The following is a 22,268-nucleotide window of genomic DNA, read 5'->3' as shown; positions in this document are numbered from 1 at the left end:
CCCTTTTACAGCGTGTCCGACGAGGTCGCGCGCAGCGTGCCCCCGGCGTTCGCGACGGCCACGACGTCGAGCGCGAGCAAGTCGTCGAAGGCGGCGTCGGCGGCGAGTTCCCGCACCTGGATCTGGTAGCGCGGCGTGGTCCGGTAGGTGCCGCCCTGCTCGTCGCTCACCGGGACCAGGAAGCCCTGTTCGGCGAGGAAGCGCAGCGCGCGGGAGACCATGCCGCGGGTGGTGTCGGCGGCCAGCCGGCCGTCCTTGGTGGCCGCGGCCGCGGGCCGGCGGGTGTAGGCGCGCCAGGCCTGTTCCAGCTCGGGCGCGTCGGCCAGGGGGTCGTTGTTGGCCTCGGCCTGCGCGGCGCGTTCGTCGAGCATCCGGGCGGCTTCGCGGACCATCGCGTCGACCTGCTCGACGCTGACGCGCCCGATGTAGGTGTCGTTGGCGAGGTCGTCGGGACGCGGGTAGCCGAGCGCGGCGGTGGCGAGGTGGATGAGGCCGTGCAGGACCTTCTCCGTGTCGCGGCGCTCGCGGATCTTGGCCTGGCGGGCGTAGGAGTCCATCTTGATCTCGAAGACGGACTCGTCGGTGGCCGCCAGCACCGCGCCGGCCTGCTGGTTGACCTCGAGGACCATGAGGCCGAGCCCGGCGGCGACGGCGTGGGTGAGGGCCTTGAACGCGTTGTCCTCGCCGTAGCGGCGCACGAGGTCGCCGTAGACGACGTCACGCGCGGGCAGCTGCTTCGGCCGCATGCCGAAGGCGACCAGCCGGGCCGCGGCTTCGGCGTCCACGCTGCTGTGGGACAGCGCCATTACGCGACTTCCTCTTCTTCGTCGGCACGCTCTACGGCGGCGGTGGACAGGAGCAGGTCGGCGCCGCCGAACTCCGGGTCGTCGAGGAGCGTGCCGTCGTCGACCGCGAGCAGCACGTGCCGGTCGCCTTGGCGGCGGGCCGCGCCGACCCCGGGACTGTAGGCGTGCACGGCGCGCAGCGCGACCAGGGCGGCGAGGCCGGGCTGGCGGCTGCGGCGGGCTTCTTCGAGCAGGCCGGAGAGCCGGCGCGGCACCTCGGGCAGGTCGAGGAGCTCGTCGGCGGCGCGCCAGACGTCGTCGCCGAAGCGGTCGGTGGTCTCCGCGGGCATCAGCTCCGGCTCGGGGATCTCCCCGACGAGCTGGTCGCGTTCCGGCGCGGGGCGCAGGAGCAGCGAGACCAGCGACGACAGCGACGGCACGACTGGCGCGGTGATCCCGGCGGCGGCGTGGAAGAAGTGCTCGACGGGGGCGACGGCGTCGGCCAGCGGCAGCCCGAGCGTCGGGACGAGGAGCTGGCCGAACAGGTCGAGCGTCGCGCGCTGGGGCGGCCCGGAGAACTGCTGGCGGTCCTGCTCGGCGCGGAACACCGCGCCCGCGTCGGCGAGCCGGGACTGCAGGCGGGTGTGGCGGCGGATGCAGTCGCCGACGATGTCGACGAGCTCGGCGGCGCGGCGCTTGCGGTCGAGGTCCTCGGTCTCGTCGCGGGCGGTGGTGATGTTCTTGAGGATGGCGTTCTCGGCGCGGAAGCGGGCCTCGATGTGGCTGAGCGCGCTGTCGAGCAGCTCCGGGACCTCGCGTTCCCAGTCGACCGAGCGGACGTCGCGGCGGGTCGCGTCGAGCTTCGCCCGCAGGGTCTCGCCGTACTGGACGGTCCGGTAGCGGGCCTGCTCGGCGGCGAGCTTCGCGTCGGCCAGGCGACCGCGGTTGATGAGGTTCTCGAGCTTGACCTCGGCGGCGATCTGGGCGGACTCGACGTCGGTGTCGAGAGCGCCGACGAGGACGTTGATGGCCTCGTCCGTGGCGCGGAGGTAGACCTCGCCGTCCGGCGCGGCCAGCTCGACGAGCAGCTTGAAGTCGAACTGGCGCCGCTGGTAGCCGCCGGGCCCGATCGAGCCGTAGACGCGCCGGAAGCCGCGGTCGGTCGTCCCGACGTTGATCAGGTTGTCCAGGACCCACTTGGCGACGCGGACGTGCTCCTCGGGCATCCGCGACGGCGCCTGCTGGGCGATGAAGGGCAGCAGCCGGTCGATGACCTGGTCGTGGCCGGCGCCGGTGTCGAAGTCCATGGCGATGGTGACCTGGTCGATCGTGTGCAGCGCGATCTCGGCCATCTGGTAGATCGTGGCGTCGGCCCAGTCGAGCTTCGCCTTGCGCGCGTCCAGGTCGTGCAGCGGCGCGGTGCAGGCCAGCGCCTTGAGGCGGCGCGTCAGCCCCTCGTCGGCCAGTCCTGTTCCCCCGGTGTCGTCTCGCACAGCAGGCCAGGCTAGTCGGCCACCCTCTGCGCACGCGCGGGTGACTCCATCCATGCCCCCACCACCACCCTCAACGGTGACGCTGACGCGTCGCAGTGTTTGTATTAACGTCGCTCACATGCGTGAGATGAGCCGCGAAGAGTGGTGGAAGTTCGCGTCCGAAGGCACCCGGACCGGCATGCTGGGCCTGGTCAGGGCCAACGGCGCCCCGCTCGTGACGCCGGTGTGGTTCCTGCTGAACGAGGGCCCGGACGGCGACGAGCTGATCTTCACGACCGGCACGGAGACGCTGAAGGGGAAGGCCATCGCTCGCGACGGCCGCATTTCCCTCGCGGTCGACGACCAGAAGCCGCCGTACTCGTACGTGCAGTTCAGCGCGGAGGCGCGGCTGACCCACGACTACGACGACATGCTCGAGTGGGCGACCCGCCTGGGGGCGCGGTACATGGGCACCGAGCGCGGCGAGGAGTACGGGAAGCGCAACGCCGTCCCCGAGGAATCGCTCGTCCGGGCGAAGATCACCAAGGTCGTCGCGCGGGCCGAAATCGCCGGCTGACCTGGTTTCGCTGGTACTCTCGCCCGCGGGGGTGGGGGTCATGCTTCCGGGTGAGGACGACAGACGTGACGCCGTCAAGGCGATCCTGAGCTCCGGCCGGCGCGAGCTGGTCGCCGAGCTGGAACGGCTGGACGGCGGGGCCCGCTTCGGCCGCGGCCGGGTACGGCTGCTGGAGGACGGCGAGGTCTTCGAACGCGCCGGGATCTCGGTGACGTCGGCCGACGACAGCGACTTCTTCGCCACCGGGCTGTCGGTCGTGCTGCACCCGCGCAACCCAAGGGTTCCCGCGTTCCGGGCGGCCTTCCGGTACTGCGAATCCGGGGACGCGTGGTGGTTCGAAGGGGCCGCGGAACTCCTGCCGTGCTACGGCTTCGCCGAGGACGCGACCCACTTCCACCGGGTGCTCAAGACCCACTGCGACACGCTCGACCCGGCGTTCCACGCGCAGGCGAAGCGGGCCGCCGACGACCGGTTCCGGCTGCCGCACCGCGCCGAGCCGCACGGGATCGGCGGCATCGCCTTCGACCACCTCAGCCCGTCCGGGCCGCACGGCTGGCGGCGCGGCGCGGCGTTCACGGCGGCGGGCATCGCCGCCATCGCGCCCGCGTACCTCCCGATCGTCCGCCGGCGGCGGGAGCTGCCGTACGGCGAGCGCGAGCGGCAGTGGCAGCTGCACCGCCGCGGCCGGTTCGTGGAGTCCGCGCTCTTCCACGCCGCGTCGGCCACGCGGGCCGACGCCGAGGCCGTGCTGACGGCGCTGCCGCCGCTGGTCCGGTGGGACTCCGGGTTCGCGCCGGAGCCGGGGAGCCCGGAAGCGGAGCTGGCCGCTTTCCTCGAACCGCGCGACTGGGCGGGCGAAACCGCGGCGTCGGACACCCGGATCGCCGGCTGACGCGCGAGCGCGCACCGGTCAGCGGGAAACCCTTCTTCACCAAGGGTGAGCGCCCGTGTCGAGTATTGACACGGCCCGCTCGGAGGGTGTGAGATCTGTCCCTATAGATAGGAAACTTTCCTAACTATTAGGTCCGAGTCCGGTGGTCCGCCGACCAGTTCCGCCCCGGTCACCCCCTGTCCCCCGACCCACGCAGGAGGCTCCCAGTGGCACCCCGTCCACCGTGGCGCGTGGTACTGGCCGGTACCGCCGTCGCGGCGCTCGGCCTCACCGCGCTCAGTCCGGTAAGCGCTTTCGCAGCGGACACCGATTATGAGTCCGAAAACGCCGTGATCTCCCAAGGCGTCGTCGAATCGAACCACGCCGGCTACTCCGGCACCGGGTTCGTCAACTTCGACAACGTCGTGGGCAGCTACGTCGAATACTCCGTGAACGCCGCGCAGGCGGGCACGCACACCCTGACCTTCCGCTACGCCAACGGAACCGCCGACAACCGCCCGGTGAAGCTCGTCGTCGACGGCGGGGACAAGGGCACCGTCGACTTCCCCGGCACCGGCGCGTGGACGACGTGGAAGACCGTCACGGCGACCGTCCAGCTGACCGCCGGCGTCAACAAGGTCCGCACCACCGCGACCACCGCGAACGGCGGGCCGAACGCCGACAAGCTCACCGACACCTTCGTCTCGCCGGTCGACCCCGAGCCGCCGACGCCGCCGTCGAACCTCAAGGCGAGCAACATCCTGCCCACCGCGGCGACCTTCACCTGGACCGCTGCGACCGACAACGTCGGCGTCGTCCGCTACGAGATCAACCGCGGCGGCAACGTCCTCAAGACCGTCGACGGGAACACCACCAGCGCGACCGTCGACAACCTGACGCCGAACACCGCCTACGACATCTCGGTCGGCGCGTTCGACGCCGCGGGCAACCCGTCGCAGCAGAGCAACGTGGTCACCTTCACCACGCCGCCCAGCAACGACACCACTCCGCCGTCCGTGCCGGGCAACCTGCGCTCCACCGGCGTCACCGCGAACAGCGTTTCCCTGGCGTGGAACGCTTCCACCGACGACGGCGGCACGATCGCGGGCTACGACGTCTACCAGGGCGCCACGAAGGTCGCGACCACGACGTCCCTCGGGACGACGGTCACGGACCTGAACCCCAGCTCCTCGTACACCTTCACGGTCAAGGCGCGCGATCCCAACGGCAACAGCTCCGCGGCGAGCAACGCGGTCACCGTCAAGACGTCCGCTCCGGGCGGCGCAGGGGGCATCCCGGAGTACGACAAGGACATCGCGAAGGTCGACCTCGGCTGGTCGGTGGACTTCCTGCCGAACGGCAACGCGCTGGTGACCGAACGGGACCGGTTCGAGGTCGTGCTCGTGACGCCGTCCGGCCAGAAGACGACGCTGGGCAAGGTGCCGGGCGCGGTCACGACCAGCGGTGAAGGCGGCCTGCTCGGCCTGGCGATCTCGCCGAACTGGTCGAGCGACCACGCGATCTACCTGTACCACACGGCATCCGGGGACAACCGGATCGTCAAGATGACCTACGACGGCAGCACGCTGTCCTCGACGTCGACGCCGGTGCTGACCGGGATCGCGAAGAACCGCTACCACAACGGCGGCCGGATCAAGTTCGGCCCGGACGGCAAGCTCTACGCCACCGTGGGCGATGCGAAGAACAGCGACAACGCGCAGAACAAGAGCTCGCTCAACGGGAAGATCCTGCGGCTCAACCCCGACGGCTCGGCGCCGTCCGACAACCCGTTCTACGCCACCGGCGGCAACGCCCGGTACGTCTGGAGCTACGGCCACCGCAACCCGCAGGGTCTGGCCTGGGACTCCCGCGGTCAGCTGTGGGCGACGGAGTTCGGCGAGAGCAGCCAGGACGAGCTCAACCTGATCCAGAAGGGGGGCAACTTCGGCTGGCCCAGTTGCGAAGGCACGATCGGCAGCTGCAGCGGCTTCATCGCGCCGAAGAAGACCTGGCCGACGTCGCAGGCGGGCCCGTCCGGGATCGAGATCGTCAACGACTGGATCTACATCGCCGCCGTCACCGGCGGGCAGCTGTTCGCCACGCAGATCAACTCCGCGGGCACCGGCGTCGGCACCGTGTCGGCGCTGTTCTCCGGCCGCTGGGGCCGGCTGCGCTCGGTCACGAAGTCGCCGGACGGCGGGCTGTGGGTGACGTCGACGAACAACGACAAGAACGGCGGGACGCCGTCGGTGCTGGACAACGTGATCGTCCGGCTGAAGTTCCCCGGCGGCTCGACGCCGGGTGGCTTCAAGCTGGCCAGCTCCGCGTTCGCCGACAACGGGACCATCCCGGACAAGTACACCTGCGCCGGCGACCACACGGCGGGCCAGGACCCGTCGCCGCCGCTCGCGTGGGGCGCGTCCACCGGTGCGAAGGCGTACGCGATCGTGTTCGCCGACGTCGCCAACAGCGGGAACAAGCTGCACTGGGCGATCTGGGATATCCCGGCCGCCACGACGTCGCTGCCGGAAGGACTCGCCGCGGGCTACCCCGTGCCGAACCAGGGTGGCGCGAAACAGAAGGCGATGGGCAGCGGGGCGACCGCACAGCAGTTCTTCGGCCCCTGCCCAGGCGGGTCGAGCCACCCGTACACGTTCACCCTCTACGCCCTGAACACCGCGACGGTCCCCGGCCTGAGCTCGTCTTCGACGATGGCCCAGATCGAGACGGCGATCAAGGGCGCGTCGACGGCGAACGTCGTGCTGCGCGGCAAGTCCAGCGCAGCCGCCCAGTAGCCGCGGCAGGGGTGACCGGAGCGGCGCCGGTCACCCCTGCCGCCCTCACCCCTGTTCGGTGAGCGTGCGCAGGTGCGCGTCGACGTCGAAGCCATGTTCCTCCAGGCGACGGCGGGCGAGCAGGAGCTCGTCGGGGGTGAACAGCTCCGAGTACTCCGTGCGGAGCATCGTCGCCTCCGAGCTGCGGCCGAGCTGGTTCTTCTCCCAGAGGACGGTGAACCCGCCGGCGGTGCCGGCGCCGCGCAGCAGGAGCCGGGCCGCTTCGACGCCGCCGTGCTCGCGGACCATGCGCTCGAACTGCGCCGGCCGGTAGCCGTAGTCCTTGGCCAGGACCCGGCAGCCGTCGAGCAGGTCCTCGGTGAACCGCGCGGCGAGGCGGGGATCGGCCGGGAGGGGAGCGGCTGGTTCGGGCATGGGACACCTCTCGACGCGATGGCTTCCCTGATTAATCGCGAACGGGAGCGGTTTCGCTACGCCGTTCGGGCAGCCAATCCGTGAACTCCACTCTGCGTGGGCAGGATACCGGACATAAGCGGCCAAACGGAACCTATCGGTGGCCCCTGCCATGCGAACCGTGGTGCACGGCGACGTTTACGTCCACTGTGGACAGAGTTACGTCCCCAGCGACGGCGGCGAGGACCGGTGAGACCTCGGACTGGCGCCGGGCGGCTACCGCGGCGCTACGGCGCCACCGGGATGGACGCCGGGCGGGACCGCTACCTGCCGCAGTTCCGGCCCGCTCCCCGGCGCCCGACGCGGTGGTCCGGCAGCACAGCGCGGCCGCCGCGTACTGGCACGACTTCGCGCGGAAGCTGCCACCACCGCCGAAGCCTGGGAATCGCGCCAGTGGGACGCTCGCGCGAAGGTGGAACCGGACCGGCTCCCGCGCGAATGGGGCGGCAGCCTGCCGGATGAGCGGATCCTGGCGCTGCGGCCGGGGTTTCTCCGGCAATTCGCGCAGCGGGAGCGCGGTTTGGCCGGTGCCGCCGTCGCGGCCTCGGCCGACGCTCAGCGCACGCTGGGTGGCGCGCCGGACGTTCGAGCGGGCGGGCGTGGACCGCGTCGGCTGGATCGCCGACGCCGGACGGGCGCCACGACAACGCCTTGCAGCAGGCCACGGCCTTCCCGGCAATCTTAGGCGCGGCGGAGGACGATCCCCTCGAAGCGCCGGGGCGCACGCCGTCCGCGGCCGCGGTGACGTTCGGGGATGAGCGGACGGCGGGATCACCAGCCGAACAGACCCGCCATGATCCGCGCACACCGGGCCGTCATCGCGGCCGCGTCTTCGTCCGGGCGGTCGATCCACCAGCTGATCAGCGAGTCGACCACGCCGGTCCAGACCTGGGCGACAGCCTCGATGTCGACCGGGTCGGCCAGCCCGCGCGAGGTCATCAGCTGCGTCGCGCCCAGCAGCGCGAACGCGTCCAGGCGGTGCCGGTAGTCCGCCGCCGAGGCCGCGATGTCGCCCGTGGCCGGGACGGTTTCGTCGCGCAGGAGGCGCCACGCGTAGCGGTCGTGGTCGAACGTCGTGAAGATCGCCGAGAGCACCTTCAGCGGCATCTGGTCGGGCTCGCCGCCGGCCGCCATGGTCGTCGCGACGCCTTCGGTCAGCCGGTCGCCCGCGCGGTGCAGGCAGGCCAGGTAGAGCCCGTCCTTCGAGCCGAAGTACTGGTACAGCAACGGTTTCGTGACGCCGACCCGGCGCGCGATCTCGACCATCGACGCGCCCGCGTAGCCCGCCCGGCCGAACTCCTCGGTGCCGGCCACGACGAGCTGGGCCTCCCGCTCTTCGCGAGGCATCCCCTTGGTCCCGACCGCCCTTGACTCCGTCACACGCGAGAGCCTACCGTGCGTAAAGTGACCCGAGGGTAAGTTACCGTCAGGTCAGATCAAGGAGGCGACGTGGCCGAGTTCCTGGCGCACCTGCGCGACCCCGTGCTGTTCGCGATTCCGGTGTTCGTGCTGTTCGTGGCGATGGAGATCGTCGCGGTGCACGTGCTCGGCCACGACGACAACGTCGTCGGCTACAGCGTCGCCGACACCCGCACGAGCATGCTGATGGGCACCGTCGCGGTCGGCGTCAACGCGCTGTTCCGGCTGGTGATGCTCGTCGTCTTCGCCGCGTTGTTCGAGCTGGCGCCGGTCGAGTTCGACCCGCGCGACTGGTGGACGTGGGTGCTCATGCTGCTCGGCCAGGAGCTGGTCTTCTACGCCTACCACCGCGCCAGCCACCGCGTCCGGCTGCTGTGGGCCGGCCACCAGGTCCACCACTCCAGCGAGCACTACAACTTCTCGACCGCGCTGCGCCAGAAGTGGACGCCGTACTTCCAGCTCCCCTTCTGGTCGGTGCTGGCGCTGTGCGGGATCCCGCCGTGGATGATCCTGACCGGCCTGTCGATCGACCTCGTCTACCAGTTCTTCGTGCACACCGAGAAAGTCGGCAAGCTGCCGCGCTGGTTCGAGTACGTCTTCAACACCCCGTCGCACCACCGCGTCCACCACGGCAGCGACGAGGAGTACCTGGACGCCAACTACGGCGGCATCCTGATCATCTGGGACCGCCTGTTCGGCAGCTTCGTGCCCGAGGGCAAGCGGCCGACGTACGGGCTGACGAAGAACATCGGCACGTACAACCTGCTGAAGGTCGGCTTCCACGAGTACGGCTCGATCCTGCGTGACCTGCGCGCGGCCAAGACGTGGCGCGCCCGCGCGGGCTACGTGCTCGGCCCGCCCGGGTGGGCGCCCCGCACCACGACCGGCGCCGGAGCCGACGCGCTGCCCAGGAGTTTCAGCGCCGTCTCCGACGGCGAACCGGGCTCGGCCGTGTAGGCGATCAGGCGCTGGCCCGACGTGCCCGGGATGACGAGGTTCTCGAAGCTGAGCTCCACCTCGCCGACCACCGGGTGCCGTAGCAGCTTCACGCCGGACGTGCACGTGCGCACCGGGTGCCGGGCCCACAGCTTCGCGAACTCGTCGGAGTTCATCGTGAGCCCGCCGACGAGCTCGGCGAGCGCGCGGTCGTCGTGGTGGCGCCCGGCGACCAGGCGCAGCGACGCCACCGCCAGCTCCGCCTGCTCACTCCAGTTCCGGTACAGCGCGCGGTACCGCTCGTCCAGGAACAGCATCCGGGTCAGGTTGGGCCGGGTCGCCGGGTCGTCCGGGCTCCCGGGCGGGAGGTGGGCGGCGAGCAGCGCGTGGCCCAGCTGGTTCCAGGCGAGGACGTCGCCCCGCCGGTCCATGAGCACGGCCGGGACGTGGGTCATCGCCCCCAGCAGCTGCCGGGCCGACGCGCTCGCGTGGGTCACCCGCGGCGGCGCCGGACGACGGGACGACGGGGCCGGCCGCGCGAGGTCCTTCAGGTGGGCCGTCTCGTCTTCGGTGAGCCGCAGTGTGCGCGCGATCGCCTCCAGCGTGCTGTCGGAGGCGTTGCCGGCGCGACCCTGCTCGAGCCGGGTGTAGTGGGTGATGCTGACGTTGGCGAGCGTCGCCAGCTCCTCGCGGCGCAGGCCGGTGACGCGGCGGCGGGCCGGGTGCGGCGTGATGCCGACGTCCTCGGGACGCAGCGCGGCGCGGCGCGACTTGAGGAAGTCGCCCAGCTCGGATGGGGCTGCCATGGACACCTCCGGTACTCACCCCCATGATGCCCGGGCCGGAAGCGATGAGCCTGGTGCTGTCGTGACCACCCTCGTGCGGACGGGGCCGACCGGGGTTCTGGCTGGGGTTCCGGGTCCCGACGATCGTTCTCGGTGACCGACGAACCCCGCTGGAAGGACTCCCGTGTCCGTCACCGAAATCGAGGCACCCGCCCGGCTCACGCCCCGGCTGCGGCTGGTGCTCGTCCTGCTGCTCGCCACGCAGTTCATGCTCGCCGTGGACTTCGCCATCCTGAACGTCGCGCTCCCGGTGATCGGCGGCAACCTCGGCTTCTCGCTGGGGCACCTGCAGTGGATCGCGACGGCGTTCGCGCTGTGCGCGGCGGGTTTCACGCTGTTCTGCGGCCGGGTCGCGGACCTGTTCGGCCGGCGTCGGCTGTTCCTCGGCGGCCTGGTCGTCCTGGGCGCGGCGTCGGTGCTGGGCGGCCTCGCGCAGAACCCGGAGATGCTGATCGTCGCCCGCATCTTCCAGGGCCTGGCCACCGCCGCCGTGACGCCGGCCGCGCTGTCGCTGATGACGGTGTCGTTCCCGGAGGGCCCGCTGCGCCAGAAGGCGCTCGGCCTCAACGGCGCGCTGATGTCCAGCGGCTTCACCGCCGGCGCCATCCTCGGCGGCGTGCTGACCGACCTGCTGTCGTGGCGGTGGGCGTTCTTCATCAACGTGCCCGTCGCCATCGCCGTGCTGCTCATCGCCCCAACGGTGATCAAGGAGTCCCGGCCCGACGAGCGCCCGAAGCTCGACGTGCCCGGCGCCATCACCGTGACGCTCGGCCTGCTGGCCATCATCTTCGGGCTGACCCAGGCGAGCGAGGAGGGCTGGGGCTCGGCGACCGTCCTCGGCTCACTGGCGGCCGGTGTGGTGCTGCTGGTGCTGTTCTACGCCGTCGAGCGCAAGGTGCCCGCGCCGCTGGTGCCGCTCACCGTGCTCCGCAAGCGGTCGGTGGCCTGGGGCAACGTCGCGGGCCTGATCGCGTTCCTCACCGAGTGCTCGCTGGTGTTCCCGCTGACCCTCTACCTGCAGGAAGTGCTCGGCTTCTCCCCGCTCGCCGCGGGCCTGTCCTTCGGCGTGCTCGGCCTGGGCACGGTCACCGGCGGCGTCTTCGCCCCGAAGGTCATCGGCAAGGTCGGCAGCAAGCGGACGCTGATCATCGGCGGCATCCTGCAGACGGTGTTCACCGCGGCCCTGCTCGGCCTCGGCGACGACCGCTCGTGGATGGCGCTGATGCTGGTCGCCAGCTTCGCCGGCGGCGTCGGCAACATGCTCGTGATCGTGGGGTTCATGGTCACCGCCACTTCGGGGCTGGCCGACCACGAACAGGGCCTGGCCACCGGCCTCGCCACCATGACCCAGCAGGTCGGCATCACGATGGGCACGCCGATCATGAGCGTGGTGGTCACGTCCGCCGCGGCGGGCACCGGAGCCACGGCCATCCTCGGCGGCCTGAAGGCGGCGATCGCGGTGAACGCTGCCATCGTGCTCCTCGGCCTCGTCACCAGCGCTCTGTTCCTGCGCGGCGATCGGTCCGCCGCGCGGTGACGGGGTGAGCGGGTCGGCCCCCCGTGCTCGGAACGGGGGCCTCGACCGGTTTTCGGCGCGAGCCGCCGGTCAAGCGCGGTCGTGGAGCGTGACCTGGTACCCGTCGGGGTCGGCGAAGGTGAACGTCCGGCCGAACGGGCCGTCGATCGGCGCCGAAACGATCGGGTGGCCGTCGGCGGCCAGCGCGTCGTGAATGGCCTGGACATCGGTGGCGTGGAGCCAGATCGCGGCACCGATGCCGGGCTGGGCGACGGACGCGAGATCGGTGCCCGGCACGACGTCGCGCAGGGCGAACGCGATCGGCTTCGTCTCGAAGACGACGGCGTGCGGCGGGCCGGCCGGGGATCGGACGAGGCCGAGGTACTGCTCGTAGAACGCCTGCGAAGCCTTGAGGTCGCGCGCCTGGAGCGAGATGAAGTCGGGGCCGGTGACGGGCATGGGGTGGTCCTCCCTTTCGTGTCAGTCTTCTGACACGCACCACCCTATGTCAGAATACTGACATGAGTCAAGACGAGCCCGGCGTCGACCTGAAGACGTCACTGGGCTACCTGCTGAAAGAGGCGTCGAGCGCGCTGCGCGCGGCCATGGAGGAGGTGCTGCGGCCGCTCGGGATGAGCGTGACGCACTACTCGTGCCTCGAGCTGCTGGCGCAACGGCCGGGCTTGTCGAACTCCGAGCTCGCGCGCGGCGCGTTCGTGACCCGGCAGACGATGAACGTGCTGCTCCAGACCCTGGAGCGAGACGGCTACGTGACCAGGCCCGCGGAGGCACCCGTCGGGAAGGCGCTGCCCACGCGGCTCACACCCCGCGGCCGGAAGAGCCTGGAGAAGGCGAGTGCCGCGGTCCGGTCCGTCGAGGACCGGATGCTGGGCGGCATGACCGGGGCCGAGCAGGCGGCCGCGTTCCGGAGCCTGCAGAGCATGATCCGCTCCCTGCGCGAGACCCGATGAAACCGCCCCTCGGGAAAGTCCCGGAGAAGACACCCGCCGCGGGCGCGGAGGTCGCGTGCGCCCGTCGCATCGGATATCATCGATACGTTCATGACCAGCACGGAAGGCCGGCCCAGACATGCCCGTGACAGGCGACATCGCGGCCCTGCTCGAGCCCCTGAAGGCGCTCGCCAACCCGGTGCGGTTCGAGGTGCTCCAGTGGCTGCGCGAACCGGAGGAGCACTTCCCCGTCGACGCCGCCGTCGTCGACCCGCGCGAGGTCGGCGTCTGCGTCAGCCACATCCAGGCCAAGGCCGGGCTCGCGCAGTCCACCGTCTCCGCCTACATGGCGGTGCTGGAACGCGCGGGTCTCGTGCGGGCGACGCGCGTCGGGAAGTGGACCCACTACCGACGTGACGAAGAACGAATCGCCTCGTTCATCGAATCGTTCGGACAGGAGCTCGGATCGCTTTCGGCCGGCGTGGCTTAGGCGCCGGCAGCCGGTGTGCCGGTGGTCAGCCGGCCGCGGACGTCACGCCGTGTCCCGCAGGTCGAGGGCGTTCTCCGGGCGCACCGCGGCCGGCAGGCTCGCCAGCGGCGGCTGCCGCGGGGACGTCAGGTCCGTCAGCACCAGCTCGCGCTCGACGCCGCTCTCCGACGACCCGCGCCGGAACTGCGCGAGCAGCGTCGCCGGCGGGATCGCGGTGACCAGGCGGCCGTAGTGCTCCAGGCGGTCGAACAACGTCTGCATGATCTGCCCGGACATCCGGCCCAGCGCCTGCGTGCTCTGGTGCCGGTGGGCGCGGTGGCCGAGGTCGACCTGGGCGAGCGCGTCGAGGCCGCGCAGCTCCAGCAGGTCGATCAGGTGGCCGATCTCGACGCCGTAGTTGACGACGAACGGGACGCTCTCCAGCACCTCGCGCCGCCCCGCGTATTCGCCGGCGAGGGGCTGCACGAACCCGGCCAGCTCCGGCCAGAACATGTTGAGCAGCGGCCGGGCGACGAGCTCGGTGACGCGGCCGCCGCCGTCCGCCTCGGTGCCGAGCGGGCGGTGGTAGAAGCCCTTGACGTAGGCGACGGACGGGTCCGTGAGCAGCGGGCCGAGCAGCCCGGTGACGTAGTCCGTGGTGAAGTCGTGGAGGTCGCCGTCGACGAAGACGACCAGGTCACCGGTCGTCGCGGCGACGCCCTTCCAGAGCGCTTCGCCCTTGCCCTGGTACGCCGGGAGCCCGGGGAAGACGGCGTCCTGCGCGACGACCCGGGCTCCTGCCGCGGCGGCGACTTCGGCGGTGGCGTCGGTGGAGTGGCTGTCGACGACCAGGATTTCGTCGACGAGCCGGCCCTGCAGCTCGTCCCGGATGGCGGCGATGATCGCGCCGACGGTGGCTTCCTCGTCACGGGCCGGGATGACGACGGACACGGTGGTGCCCCGCTTCGCGGCGACGAGGTCGTCGACGGTCCAGTCCCCCGCCTTGCTGCTGCGCCGGGCGAGCCAGGTGCCGACCTCCGGCGTCACGTGTGGGTGAGCGTTGCGCATGCTGTCCCCTTCCCTCGTTCGTCTCCGAGGTTCGGGGTGCCGCGTTTCGGCGACGGCGCCGGGGTGCTACCGCGGTGTTACGAAGTGGGGCGCCCGGTTAACGCGACGGGCCCAAAACCGGCTGACCGGCGCGGCCCCACGGCCTCGGCTCGCCGCCGATGAGCCAGTACTTCAGCATCGACGGCCAGGACGTGTGGAACCCGTCCCACGGGCCCGCCACGGTGTTCACGCGCCTCGCAGAGGCGTTCGTCCCGCTGGCCGGGCCGTCGGGGATCGGGGCGACCCCCGGCGACCCCGACGACCACCCGATCGACGGCGCGGCCTTCGCGAAGTTCACCGACGCGCTGGTCGCCGAGTACCGCGCGACCTCGCACCCGATCCAGCGGGCGCTCCTGGAGGGGTTCGTGGCGACGGCGGCCGTGCTGGCGCGCCGGGCCGGGCTCGCGCTGCCCGCGCTCGACGGGCCGGCGGCGGTGTCGTCCCGCGACATCCCGGGTGGCGGAGCCGCCGGGCCCGACCGGCTCGCCGAGCTGATGGCCGGCTACGCGCGGGCGATGCCGGCGTGATCGAGCCGAACCGGCCGTTCCGCTGGGACCTCGTGCGCCCGGCCACCTCGGCTCGCTGGTGGACGGCCTGCCCGAGCCGGACGTGTGGTTCCTCGGCGCCCTCGTCGAGTGCGCTGCCAAGGTGCTCGCGCGGTCCGGGGACGGCGAGCTGTACTTCGTCGGCCGGTCCGCCGACTCGGTGTTCGACCTGCTCGGCGGCGCCCAGCCGGACCCGGAGTGGCTGCACCTGCTGCCGCTGTCGACCGCGTCGACGACAGCTGGTTCTCCGGCCGCCTCGACCCGGCCGAAGTGGACTGGGCCGCCGACGACCGCGCGGACTGGCGGTGCGGGAACGGCTGGCCCGGGTGCTCGAGCGCGAGCCGGCCATTTCCGAGCCGTGGCTGCGCGACCTCGTCAGGCGTCCTCTTCTTCCAGCATCTCCGGCGTGACCGCGGACTCCGTGTCCGGGATGTTCAGGTCCTTCGCCCGCTTGTCCGCCATCGCCAGCAGGCGACGGATGCGGCCCGCCACCGCGTCCTTCGTCATCTGCGGGTCCGACAGCTGGCCCAGCTCCTCCAGCGATGCCTGGCGGTTCGACAGCCGGAGCTTGCCCGCCGCCAGGAGGTGGTCCGGGGCCGTGTCGCCGAGGATCTCCAGGGCTCGCTCCACCCGGGCCGCCGCCGCGACCGCCGCGCGGGCCGAGCGGCGCAGGTTCGCGTCGTCGAAGTTCGCCAAGCGGTTGGCCGTCGCGCGGACTTCGCGGCGCATCCGGCGCTCTTCCCACTGCAGGACGCTCGTGTGCGCGCCCAGGCGGGTCAGCAACGCGCCGATCGCGTCACCGTCGCGGACCACCACCCGGTCGGCTCCGCGGACCTCACGCGACTTCGCCTGGATGCCCATCCGGCGCGCCGCCCCCACCAGGGCCAGCGCCGCCTCCGGGCCCGGGCACGTCACCTCGAGCGACGACGACCGGCCCGGTTCCGTCAGGGAACCGTGTGCGAGGAACGCGCCCCGCCACGCCGCTTCCGCGTCCGCCACTCCCCCGGACACCACGGCCGCGGGCAGCCCGCGCACCGGGCGGCCGCGCTGGTCGATCAGCCCGGTCTGGCGGGCCAGGCCCTCACCGTCCTTGACCACGCGCACGACGTACCGGGTGCCCTTGCGCAGGCCGCCGCTGGCGGTGATGACGTGGACGTCCGAATGGTGGCCGTACAGCTCGTGGATCTCCTTGCGCAGCCGTCGCGCGACCGAGCCCGTGTCCAGCTCCGCCTCCACGACCACCCGGCCGGCCACGATGTGCAGCCCGCCGGCGAAGCGGAGCAGTGACGCGACCTCCGCCCGGCGCGGCCCGATCTTCGTGATCTCCAGCCGGCTCAGCTCGTCCTTCACCGCGGCGGTCATCGCCATTGCTGCCCCTCCCTGCCTTTCGCTCCTCCCCCGTGCTCTCCGCCGAGACCGAGAGCCTCCCGCATGCACAACGCGAGCGCATCAGGATCATGCCGTCCCGCCACTTCGGGGTCGGCCACCGCCCCCAGGTGGGCCCGGCCCCCGAGCCGTTCCGCCGCGCGCCGGAGATTCGCCGGGTCGGGCACGGAATCGCGGTCCGCGATCACCGCGTCGACCCGCAGATCGGGCGCGTGCTCGAAGAGTACGTCCAGGTGCCGCTCCGGCGAGAATCCCGCGGTTTCCCCCGGCTGGGGGACAAGGTTGAGCACGAGCACCTTCGTCGCGGTGGTTTTCACGAGCGCGTCGTGCAGGCCCGGCACCAGCAAATGAGGTAAAACGCTGGTGAACCAGGAGCCCGGACCGAGGAAGACGACGTCGGCGTTCAGCACCGCTTCGACGGCTTCCTCGCACGCCAGCGGCGGCCGCCCCGAACCGCCGGGCGCGCGCAGGCTCACCCGCTGCACCTGCCCGGGCGTCGACGCCACCGCGACCTGCCCGCGGATCGTGCGCAGCGCCGCCGGGTTCTCGCTGTCCAGGCCGCTGACCTGCCCCTCGATTTCGAGGGGCTCCGGCGACATCGGCAGCACGCGGCCCGAGACGCCGATCAGCCGGCACGCCTCGTCGAGCGCGGCGACCGGGTCGCCGAGCACCTCGAACAGCCCGGCCAGCAGCAGGTTCCCCACCGCGTGGCCGGCCAGCGCGCCGTCGCCGCCGAAGCGGTGCTGGAACACCTCGGCCCACAGCGTGCCGCCGTCTTCCGCGGCGAACGCGGCGAAGGCCTGCCGGAGGTCGCCCGGCGGCAGCAGCCCGAGCTCGCGCCGCAGCCGGCCGGACGATCCGCCGTCGTCGGCCACGGTCACGACCGCGGTGACGTCGGGGGTCACCCGCCGCACCGCGGACAACGTGGCGTGCAGCCCGTGGCCGCCCCCGAGGGCGACCGCCCGCACGTTATTCACGACCAAGGTCGCGGTGCACCACCTTCACGGCCATACCGTCCTCTTTGGACAGACGCTGGGCGAGTTCCACGGACAGCGCCACGCTGCGGTGCTTGCCGCCGGTGCAGCCGACGGCGAGCGTCAGGTACCGCTTGCCCTCGCGCTTGTAGCCGGCGCCGATCAGCCGCAGCAGCTGGTGGTAGCGGTCCAGGAACTCCTCGGCGCCCTCCTGCGAGAGGACGTAGTTGCGGACCTCGCCGTCGAGGCCCGTGTGTTCGCGCAGCTCCGGGATCCAGAACGGGTTCGGCAGGAACCGGACGTCCATCACCAGGTCGGCGTCCATCGGCAGACCGTACTTGTAGCCGAAGGACAGCACGGTGACCCGGGTCTGGGTGCTCGCTTCCGAACCGAACGCGTCCTCGATCTTGGCGCGCAGGTCGTGCACCGACAGCGACGACGTGTCGAGCACCAGGTCGGCCTCTTCGCGCAGCGGCTCCAGCAGCGTCCGCTCCGCCGTGATGCCGTCGGCCAGCCGGCCGTCGCCCTGCATCGGGTGGCCGCGGCGGACGGCTTCGAAGCGCCGCACCAGCACCGCGTCGGTCGCCTCCAGGAACAGCACGCGCGGCTTGTAGCCCCGCGCGTCGAGGTCCTTGATGACCGAGGCGAGGTCGTCGGTGAACGCGCGCGAGCGCACGTCCATGACGACGGCCACCTTCGTGATCGCGCCGCGCGCCTGCGCGCCCAGCTCGACCATCGTCGCGATCAGCTCCGGGGGCAGGTTGTCGACGACGAACCAGCCCAGGTCCTCCAGGCACTTGGCCGCCGTGCTGCGGCCCGCCCCGGACAACCCGGACACGACCGCGACCTCCATGCCGGACCCGCGGATCTCCTCTTGCGCACTCACTGTCTTTCCCTACTCCCCTGCTTGTGTGCCGTTGCCCGCACCGGACTCCCCGGCCAGCGCGGCGACCACGGCCTCCGCGGTGCGCCTGCCGAAGCCGGGCACCGCCTCGATCTCTTCGATCCGGGCCTGCTTGAGCTTCTTCACCGAGCCGAAGTGCTTGATCAGCGCGGTGCGGCGAGCCTGCCCCAGCCCGGGCACACTGTCCAATTCGGACGTCTGCAGCCGCTTGGAGCGCTTCTCGCGGTGGTAGGTGATGGCGAAGCGGTGGGCCTCGTCGCGCAGCCGTTGCAGCAGGTACAGCCCCTCCGACGTCCGCGGCAGGATCACCGGGTCGGGGTCGGCGGGCAGCCACACCTCTTCGAGCCGCTTGGCCAGCCCGATCACGGAGATGTCGGTGATGCCCAGTTCCGCCAGCACGTCCGCCGCCGCCGTGGCTTGCGGGCCCGCGCCGTCGACGACCAGCAGGTTCGGCGGGTAGGCGAACTTCTTCGGCCGGCCGGTCTCCGGGTCGAGGCCGGGCGTGCTCGTTTCCTCCGCCGTTTCCTTGAGGTAGCGGTGGAAGCGCCGGCGCACGACCTCGGCGATCGACGCCACATCGCCCTCTTCGGCCGCTTCGCGCAGCGCGAAGCGCCGGTACTCGGACTTGCGCGCGAGCCCGTCCTCGAAGACGACCAGCGACGCCACGACGTCGCTGCCCTGGATGTGGCTGATGTCGATGCACTCGATGCGCAGCGGCGCGGTGTCGAGGGCCAGGAACTCCTGCAGCTCGGTCAGCGCCGCCGACCGGGCCGTCAGGTCGCCGGCACGCCGCAGCTTGTGCTGGGTGAACGCCTCCCCCGCGTTGCGCTCGACCGTCTCCGCGAGGGCCTTCTTGTCGCCGCGCTGCGGCACCCGCAGCTGCACCCGCGAGCCGCGCAGGCCGGTCAGCCACTCCGCGACCGCGTCGGCGTCGGCGGGCAGCTCCGGCACCAGCACCTCGCGCGGGACGACCGGCCCGGCGTCGACGTCGTCGCGGGCGTCCAGCTCGGCCTCGTCGCCGTAGAACTGGGTCAGGAAGTGGTCGACGAGCGCCGGGACGTCCATCTCCTCGGCCTTGTCGATCACCCAGCCGCGCTGGCCGCGGACCCGGCCACCGCGCACGTGGAAGACCTGGACGGCGGCTTCGAGGTCGTCGTGGGCGAACGCCACGACGTCGGCGTCCGTGCCGTCGCCGAGCACGACGGCCTGCTTCTCCATGGCGCGGCGCAGCGCGCCGAGGTCGTCGCGCAGCCGGGCGGCGCGCTCGAACTCGAGCTCCGCGGACGCGGCCGCCATCTCCGCTTCCAGCCGCTTGATCATGACGTCGGTCTTGCCGGCGAGGAAGTCGCAGAAGTCCTCGACGATGTCGCGGTGCTCCTCGGCGGAGACGCGCCCGACGCACGGCGCGGAGCACTTGTCGATGTAGCCGAGCAGGCACGGGCGGCCGATCTGGCCGTGCCGCCGGAACACCCCGGCCGAGCAGGTGCGGGCCGGGAAGACGCGCAGCAGCAGGTCGAGCGTCTCGCGGATGGCCCACGCGTGCGCGTACGGCCCGAAGTAGCGGACGCCCTTCTTGCGCGCGCCGCGGTAGACGTGCAGCCGCGGGAACTCCTCGTTCAGCGTCACCGCGAGCACCGGGTAGCTCTTGTCGTCGCGGTAGCGGACGTTGAACCGCGGGTCGAACTCCTTGATCCAGTTGTACTCGAGCTGGAGGGCCTCGACCTCGGTGGTCACGACGGTCCACTCGACGCTCGCCGCCGTCGTCACCATCTGGCGCGTGCGCGGGTGCAGGCCGGAAAGGTCGGCGAAGTAGGAGTTCAGCCTGCTGCGCAGGCTTTTGGCCTTGCCGACGTAGATGACCCGCTTGGTCGCGTCGCGGAACTTGTACACGCCAGGGGCATCCGGGATGCTCCCCGGCGAGGGACGGTAGGTGGTCGGGTCAGCCACTCCCCCAGCCTATTTGCCGCCACCGACAGTTCTCGCGCGCCCCCGGCCGCCCCGCCGGAAGTAGGGTGTTCGTCCGATTCCGACTTCGGTAGGTGTCGCCCCGGGTGAGCCGGTGGTTACTTTCCGACCGGCCCGATCGGGCCCCGTCCGAAAGGATCACCTCCGTGAGCTCTCTTCGTACCCTCGGCGCCGCGTGCACGGCCGCCGTCGCGCTGACCCTCGCGGGTGGCGCCGTCGCTTCCGCCGGCGTCCAGCCGAACATCGTCGGCGGCACGACCGCCCCCACCGTGTCTTGGGGCGCCCAGGTCTACGTGAACACACCCGGGCGCGACTTCCAGGGCTTCAACTGCTCGGGCACGGTGATCGCCGCGCACTGGGTGATGACGGCGGTGCACTGCCTCGACCAGGACGGCTCGGGCATGCACGTCAAGGTCGGCAGCAACACGCTGTTCTCGGGCACCGAGATCGCGGTCGACGGGGAGTACGAGTCCCCGAACGGCGACATCGCGCTGCTGCACCTGGCGTCGGCGACGAGCGCGGCGCCGATCACGCTGGGCAGCGCGGACCCGTCGACGGGCAGCACCAACCAGCTCTACGGCTGGGGCCGCACCACCCCGACCGGTCCGCCGGCGTCGGCCCTGAAGACGGCGAACGTCCAGGTGACCGGCCGCTCGACGGACGCCTACGGCGGCCGCGCGATCCAGAGCGTCGGCATCAACGGGTCGGCGTGGAAGGGCGACTCGGGCGGCCCCCAGGTGTCGGGCGGCGTGCAGGTGGGCGTCGCGTCGACGGTCCAGAACCAGAGCGGGACCAACACCCGCGGGACGAACAACTACGCGAGCGTGGCGTCGAGCCGGTCCTGGATCCGGACGACCGCGGGCGTGTGAGCTCCCGGGGCGGCGCTTCGGCGCCGCCCCGGTTTTGTCGGTGGCGTGTGGGATGCTCGCGGGCATGCGGATCGCCACCTGGAACGTGAACTCCATCGTCCCCCGCCTGCCCCGGGTGCTGGGCTTCCTGGAGGAGACGGCGCCGGACGTGCTGTGCCTGCAGGAGCTGAAGACCACGACGGAGAAGTTCCCGCTGGCCGAGGTCGAGGCGCTCGGGTACGAGGTGGCGGCGTACGGGCTCGGGCGCTGGAACGGCGTCGGGATCGTGTCGCGCGTGGGGTTGTCCGACGTGGTGCGCGGGCTGCCGGGCGAGCCGTCGTTCGAAGACGCCGCGGAGGCGCGGGCGATCGGCGCCACTTGCGGCGGCGTGCGGGTGTGGTCGGTGTACGTGCCCAACGGGCGTGAGCCGGACAACCCGCACTACGCGTACAAGCTGGAGTGGCTGGAGGCGTTGCGGTCGCTGGTTTCTTCGGAGCTGTCTTCTGCGCCCTTCGCGGTGCTGGGTGACTTCAACGTGGCGCCGACCGACGCGGACGTGTGGGACATCGCGGTGTTCGCGGAGTCGACGCACGTGACGAAGCCGGAGCGGGAGGCGTTGGCCCGCCTGCGGGACCTCGGGTTGTCGGACGTGTTCCCGCGGCCCTTGAAGTACGACCACCCGTTCACGTACTGGGACTACCGGGCCGGCAACTTCCCGAACAACAAGGGGATGCGGATCGACCTGGTGTACGGCAACGAGGCGTTCACGTCCGCGGTGACGGATTCCTATGTGGACCGCAACGCCCGCAAGGGAAAGGGCCCGTCGGACCACGCCCCGATCGTGGTGGACCTGGACCTCTGACCCACTCCGAGTAGGTCGTCCAACGCCGATTGGTCCATCTGGGCGGGCAATCGTCGTTTCGCCCGGCAGAACGACTTACATACAACGTGAGATCACGACTTTGGCGGTCGAGCACGACCGGCCCCGTTCCGCGCGGCGGAACCCGGCGCGTCCGGCGGCGACGTGCCGGCGAGGTCGTCAGCAGGTTCCTGCTCGACCTCGATCCCGGGGTCCGGCGCGTCCTCGACTGGCGAGAACGCGCCCAGGCGCTGCGGCCGCCGCGCCGAGGCCGCCGGTTCGCACTCACCGGTGCGAGTTGTGCGGCCGCAGTGGCGATCGCTCACAAGCTCACCGAGAATGTGCTGCCGTGGCTGTGGTGACCACCGTCGCCACAGCCGGGCACCGCAGTCGGCGACCCGAGCGAGACAGGAACCGCCGCGGCTAGCTCTAAAACTGACTGAGGTTGTTGACAGTCTGGGCCCCTTGATCGAGGGAGGCCCATGGCTGAGCGAGTGTGGAGTGAGAAGGACCTGGTCAGGCGCGCGAACCGGCGCCTGGCCGTCCTTCGCCACCCCGAAGAAGTCAGCGGGAACGTCGCGGCGACTTGCCG

General features: G+C 71.5%; 22 protein-coding genes. 11 read left to right on the top strand and 11 right to left on the bottom strand.

Features of this window, described 5'->3' with window-relative positions:
• Positions 1-5: 5 nt before the first annotated feature.
• Positions 6-806: a hypothetical protein gene (locus tag ACZ7OH_RS49130; protein ID WP_400890043.1), complete on the bottom strand. Its 801-nt coding sequence runs from the start codon at positions 804-806 to the stop codon at positions 6-8.
• Complete coding sequence (locus ACZ7OH_RS49125) at positions 806-2,278, bottom strand: hypothetical protein (RefSeq protein WP_400890041.1); 1,473 nt, start codon at positions 2,276-2,278, stop codon at positions 806-808. The genes ACZ7OH_RS49130 and ACZ7OH_RS49125 overlap by 1 nt, the downstream gene beginning before the upstream one ends.
• 118 nt (positions 2,279-2,396) lie before the next feature.
• Between ACZ7OH_RS49125 and ACZ7OH_RS49120 the strand changes: the two genes are divergently transcribed.
• The 3 genes from ACZ7OH_RS49120 to ACZ7OH_RS49110 all read left to right on the top strand — a co-directional run bounded on the left by ACZ7OH_RS49120 (position 2,397) and on the right by ACZ7OH_RS49110 (position 6,500).
• The gene (locus ACZ7OH_RS49120) at positions 2,397-2,834 is read left to right on the top strand and encodes a PPOX class F420-dependent oxidoreductase (RefSeq protein ID WP_470287246.1); all 438 of its coding nucleotides are present in this window, start codon (positions 2,397-2,399) and stop codon (positions 2,832-2,834) included.
• A 40-nt stretch (positions 2,835-2,874) separates the two neighbouring features.
• Positions 2,875-3,726 carry a coproporphyrinogen III oxidase gene (locus ACZ7OH_RS49115; protein WP_470287245.1) on the top strand — a complete coding sequence of 284 codons (852 nt, stop codon included), beginning with the start codon at positions 2,875-2,877 and terminating at the stop codon, positions 3,724-3,726.
• A 206-nt stretch (positions 3,727-3,932) separates the two neighbouring features.
• Positions 3,933-6,500, top strand: a complete 2,568-nt coding sequence (locus ACZ7OH_RS49110; protein ID WP_470287244.1) for a PQQ-dependent sugar dehydrogenase — start codon at positions 3,933-3,935, stop codon at positions 6,498-6,500.
• Between the two features lie 45 nt (positions 6,501-6,545).
• Here ACZ7OH_RS49110 and ACZ7OH_RS49105 read toward each other — a convergent pair whose 3' ends face one another.
• Together ACZ7OH_RS49105 and ACZ7OH_RS49100 are read right to left on the bottom strand one after the other, a co-directional pair.
• Entirely contained in the window at positions 6,546-6,914 is a 369-nt protein-coding gene (locus ACZ7OH_RS49105) for a hypothetical protein (protein WP_400890033.1), read from the bottom strand.
• 810 nt (positions 6,915-7,724) lie between these two features.
• Positions 7,725-8,333: a TetR/AcrR family transcriptional regulator gene (locus tag ACZ7OH_RS49100; protein WP_470287243.1), complete on the bottom strand. Its 609-nt coding sequence runs from the start codon at positions 8,331-8,333 to the stop codon at positions 7,725-7,727.
• A gap of 69 nt (positions 8,334-8,402) precedes the next feature.
• On the opposite strand from ACZ7OH_RS49100, the gene ACZ7OH_RS49095 reads away from it, so the two are divergent.
• On the top strand, positions 8,403-9,329 hold the full coding sequence (locus ACZ7OH_RS49095) for a sterol desaturase family protein (RefSeq protein WP_470287242.1): 927 nt from the start codon (positions 8,403-8,405) through the stop codon (positions 9,327-9,329).
• Here the strand turns inward: ACZ7OH_RS49095 and ACZ7OH_RS49090 are convergent.
• Positions 9,215-10,114, bottom strand: a complete 900-nt coding sequence (locus ACZ7OH_RS49090; RefSeq protein ID WP_470287241.1) for a helix-turn-helix transcriptional regulator — start codon at positions 10,112-10,114, stop codon at positions 9,215-9,217. The two genes, ACZ7OH_RS49095 and ACZ7OH_RS49090, sit on opposite strands and share 115 nt — an antisense overlap.
• Positions 10,115-10,277: 163 nt before the next feature.
• Here ACZ7OH_RS49090 and ACZ7OH_RS49085 point away from each other — a divergent pair, with 163 nt between their 5' ends.
• Complete coding sequence (locus tag ACZ7OH_RS49085) at positions 10,278-11,690, top strand: MFS transporter (protein WP_470287240.1); 1,413 nt, start codon at positions 10,278-10,280, stop codon at positions 11,688-11,690.
• A gap of 69 nt (positions 11,691-11,759) precedes the next feature.
• On the opposite strand, the gene ACZ7OH_RS49080 is transcribed toward ACZ7OH_RS49085, so the two are convergent.
• Positions 11,760-12,128: a VOC family protein gene (locus tag ACZ7OH_RS49080; RefSeq protein ID WP_470287239.1), complete on the bottom strand. Its 369-nt coding sequence runs from the start codon at positions 12,126-12,128 to the stop codon at positions 11,760-11,762.
• 62 nt (positions 12,129-12,190) lie between these two features.
• On the opposite strand from ACZ7OH_RS49080, the gene ACZ7OH_RS49075 reads away from it, so the two are divergent.
• Positions 12,191-12,640 carry a MarR family winged helix-turn-helix transcriptional regulator gene (locus tag ACZ7OH_RS49075; RefSeq protein WP_470287238.1) on the top strand — a complete coding sequence of 150 codons (450 nt, stop codon included), beginning with the start codon at positions 12,191-12,193 and terminating at the stop codon, positions 12,638-12,640.
• A gap of 118 nt (positions 12,641-12,758) precedes the next feature.
• The gene (locus tag ACZ7OH_RS49070) at positions 12,759-13,109 is read left to right on the top strand and encodes an ArsR/SmtB family transcription factor (RefSeq protein WP_470287237.1); all 351 of its coding nucleotides are present in this window, start codon (positions 12,759-12,761) and stop codon (positions 13,107-13,109) included.
• Positions 13,110-13,151: 42 nt separating this feature from the next.
• On the opposite strand, the gene ACZ7OH_RS49065 is transcribed toward ACZ7OH_RS49070, so the two are convergent.
• Positions 13,152-14,156, bottom strand: coding sequence for a glucosyl-3-phosphoglycerate synthase (locus ACZ7OH_RS49065; protein ID WP_470287236.1), 1,005 nt, complete (start codon positions 14,154-14,156; stop codon positions 13,152-13,154).
• Between the two features lie 158 nt (positions 14,157-14,314).
• Between ACZ7OH_RS49065 and ACZ7OH_RS49060 the strand changes: the two genes are divergently transcribed.
• Positions 14,315-14,722: a DUF6086 family protein gene (locus ACZ7OH_RS49060; RefSeq protein ID WP_470287235.1), complete on the top strand. Its 408-nt coding sequence runs from the start codon at positions 14,315-14,317 to the stop codon at positions 14,720-14,722.
• Between the two features lie 393 nt (positions 14,723-15,115).
• On the opposite strand, the gene whiA is transcribed toward ACZ7OH_RS49060, so the two are convergent.
• From whiA to uvrC, 4 genes are read right to left on the bottom strand one after another with little or no spacing between them, the layout of a single operon-like run.
• Complete coding sequence (gene whiA / locus ACZ7OH_RS49055; protein ID WP_086671216.1) at positions 15,116-16,108, bottom strand: DNA-binding protein WhiA; 993 nt, start codon at positions 16,106-16,108, stop codon at positions 15,116-15,118.
• Positions 16,099-17,094, bottom strand: a complete 996-nt coding sequence (locus ACZ7OH_RS49050) for a gluconeogenesis factor YvcK family protein (RefSeq protein ID WP_400893364.1) — start codon at positions 17,092-17,094, stop codon at positions 16,099-16,101. Before ACZ7OH_RS49050 ends, whiA begins: the two co-directional genes overlap by 10 nt.
• A 1-nt stretch (position 17,095) precedes the next feature.
• Positions 17,096-17,953 (bottom strand): RNase adapter RapZ, encoded by an 858-nt coding sequence (gene rapZ, locus ACZ7OH_RS49045; RefSeq protein WP_003101350.1) that lies wholly within the window; start codon positions 17,951-17,953, stop codon positions 17,096-17,098.
• A gap of 42 nt (positions 17,954-17,995) precedes the next feature.
• Entirely contained in the window at positions 17,996-19,951 is a 1,956-nt protein-coding gene (gene uvrC / locus ACZ7OH_RS49040; protein ID WP_470287234.1) for an excinuclease ABC subunit UvrC, read from the bottom strand.
• A gap of 164 nt (positions 19,952-20,115) precedes the next feature.
• Between uvrC and ACZ7OH_RS49035 the strand changes: the two genes are divergently transcribed.
• From ACZ7OH_RS49035 to ACZ7OH_RS49025, 3 genes are all read left to right on the top strand, one after another.
• The gene (locus ACZ7OH_RS49035; RefSeq protein WP_470287233.1) at positions 20,116-20,838 is read left to right on the top strand and encodes a S1 family peptidase; all 723 of its coding nucleotides are present in this window, start codon (positions 20,116-20,118) and stop codon (positions 20,836-20,838) included.
• Between the two features lie 64 nt (positions 20,839-20,902).
• A complete protein-coding gene (locus tag ACZ7OH_RS49030) occupies positions 20,903-21,679 on the top strand; it encodes an exodeoxyribonuclease III (RefSeq protein WP_470287232.1) in 777 nt (258 codons plus the stop codon).
• 86 nt (positions 21,680-21,765) lie between these two features.
• Positions 21,766-22,038, top strand: a complete 273-nt coding sequence (locus ACZ7OH_RS49025; RefSeq protein WP_470287231.1) for a hypothetical protein — start codon at positions 21,766-21,768, stop codon at positions 22,036-22,038.
• Positions 22,039-22,268 lie beyond the last annotated feature (230 nt).

It is taken from the genome of Amycolatopsis sp. NPDC114478 (assembly GCF_055633805.1).
This window is presented reverse-complemented; position numbering and strand designations above follow the sequence as displayed.

Coding starts and splice junctions, on each gene's coding strand:
- ACZ7OH_RS49130 (WP_400890043.1), bottom strand. CDS start 806: ATGGCGCTGTCCCACAGCAGCGTGGACGCCGAAGCCGCGGCCCGGCTG.
- ACZ7OH_RS49120 (WP_470287246.1), top strand. CDS start 2,397: ATGCGTGAGATGAGCCGCGAAGAGTGGTGGAAGTTCGCGTCCGAAGGC.
- ACZ7OH_RS49115 (WP_470287245.1), top strand. CDS start 2,875: ATGCTTCCGGGTGAGGACGACAGACGTGACGCCGTCAAGGCGATCCTG.
- ACZ7OH_RS49105 (WP_400890033.1), bottom strand. CDS start 6,914: ATGCCCGAACCAGCCGCTCCCCTCCCGGCCGATCCCCGCCTCGCCGCG.
- ACZ7OH_RS49090 (WP_470287241.1), bottom strand. CDS start 10,114: ATGGCAGCCCCATCCGAGCTGGGCGACTTCCTCAAGTCGCGCCGCGCC.
- ACZ7OH_RS49080 (WP_470287239.1), bottom strand. CDS start 12,128: ATGCCCGTCACCGGCCCCGACTTCATCTCGCTCCAGGCGCGCGACCTC.
- ACZ7OH_RS49075 (WP_470287238.1), top strand. CDS start 12,191: ATGAGTCAAGACGAGCCCGGCGTCGACCTGAAGACGTCACTGGGCTAC.
- ACZ7OH_RS49070 (WP_470287237.1), top strand. CDS start 12,759: ATGCCCGTGACAGGCGACATCGCGGCCCTGCTCGAGCCCCTGAAGGCG.
- ACZ7OH_RS49065 (WP_470287236.1), bottom strand. CDS start 14,156: ATGCGCAACGCTCACCCACACGTGACGCCGGAGGTCGGCACCTGGCTC.
- ACZ7OH_RS49060 (WP_470287235.1), top strand. CDS start 14,315: ATGAGCCAGTACTTCAGCATCGACGGCCAGGACGTGTGGAACCCGTCC.
- whiA (WP_086671216.1), bottom strand. CDS start 16,108: ATGGCGATGACCGCCGCGGTGAAGGACGAGCTGAGCCGGCTGGAGATC.
- rapZ (WP_003101350.1), bottom strand. CDS start 17,953: ATGGAGGTCGCGGTCGTGTCCGGGTTGTCCGGGGCGGGCCGCAGCACG.
- ACZ7OH_RS49030 (WP_470287232.1), top strand. CDS start 20,903: ATGCGGATCGCCACCTGGAACGTGAACTCCATCGTCCCCCGCCTGCCC.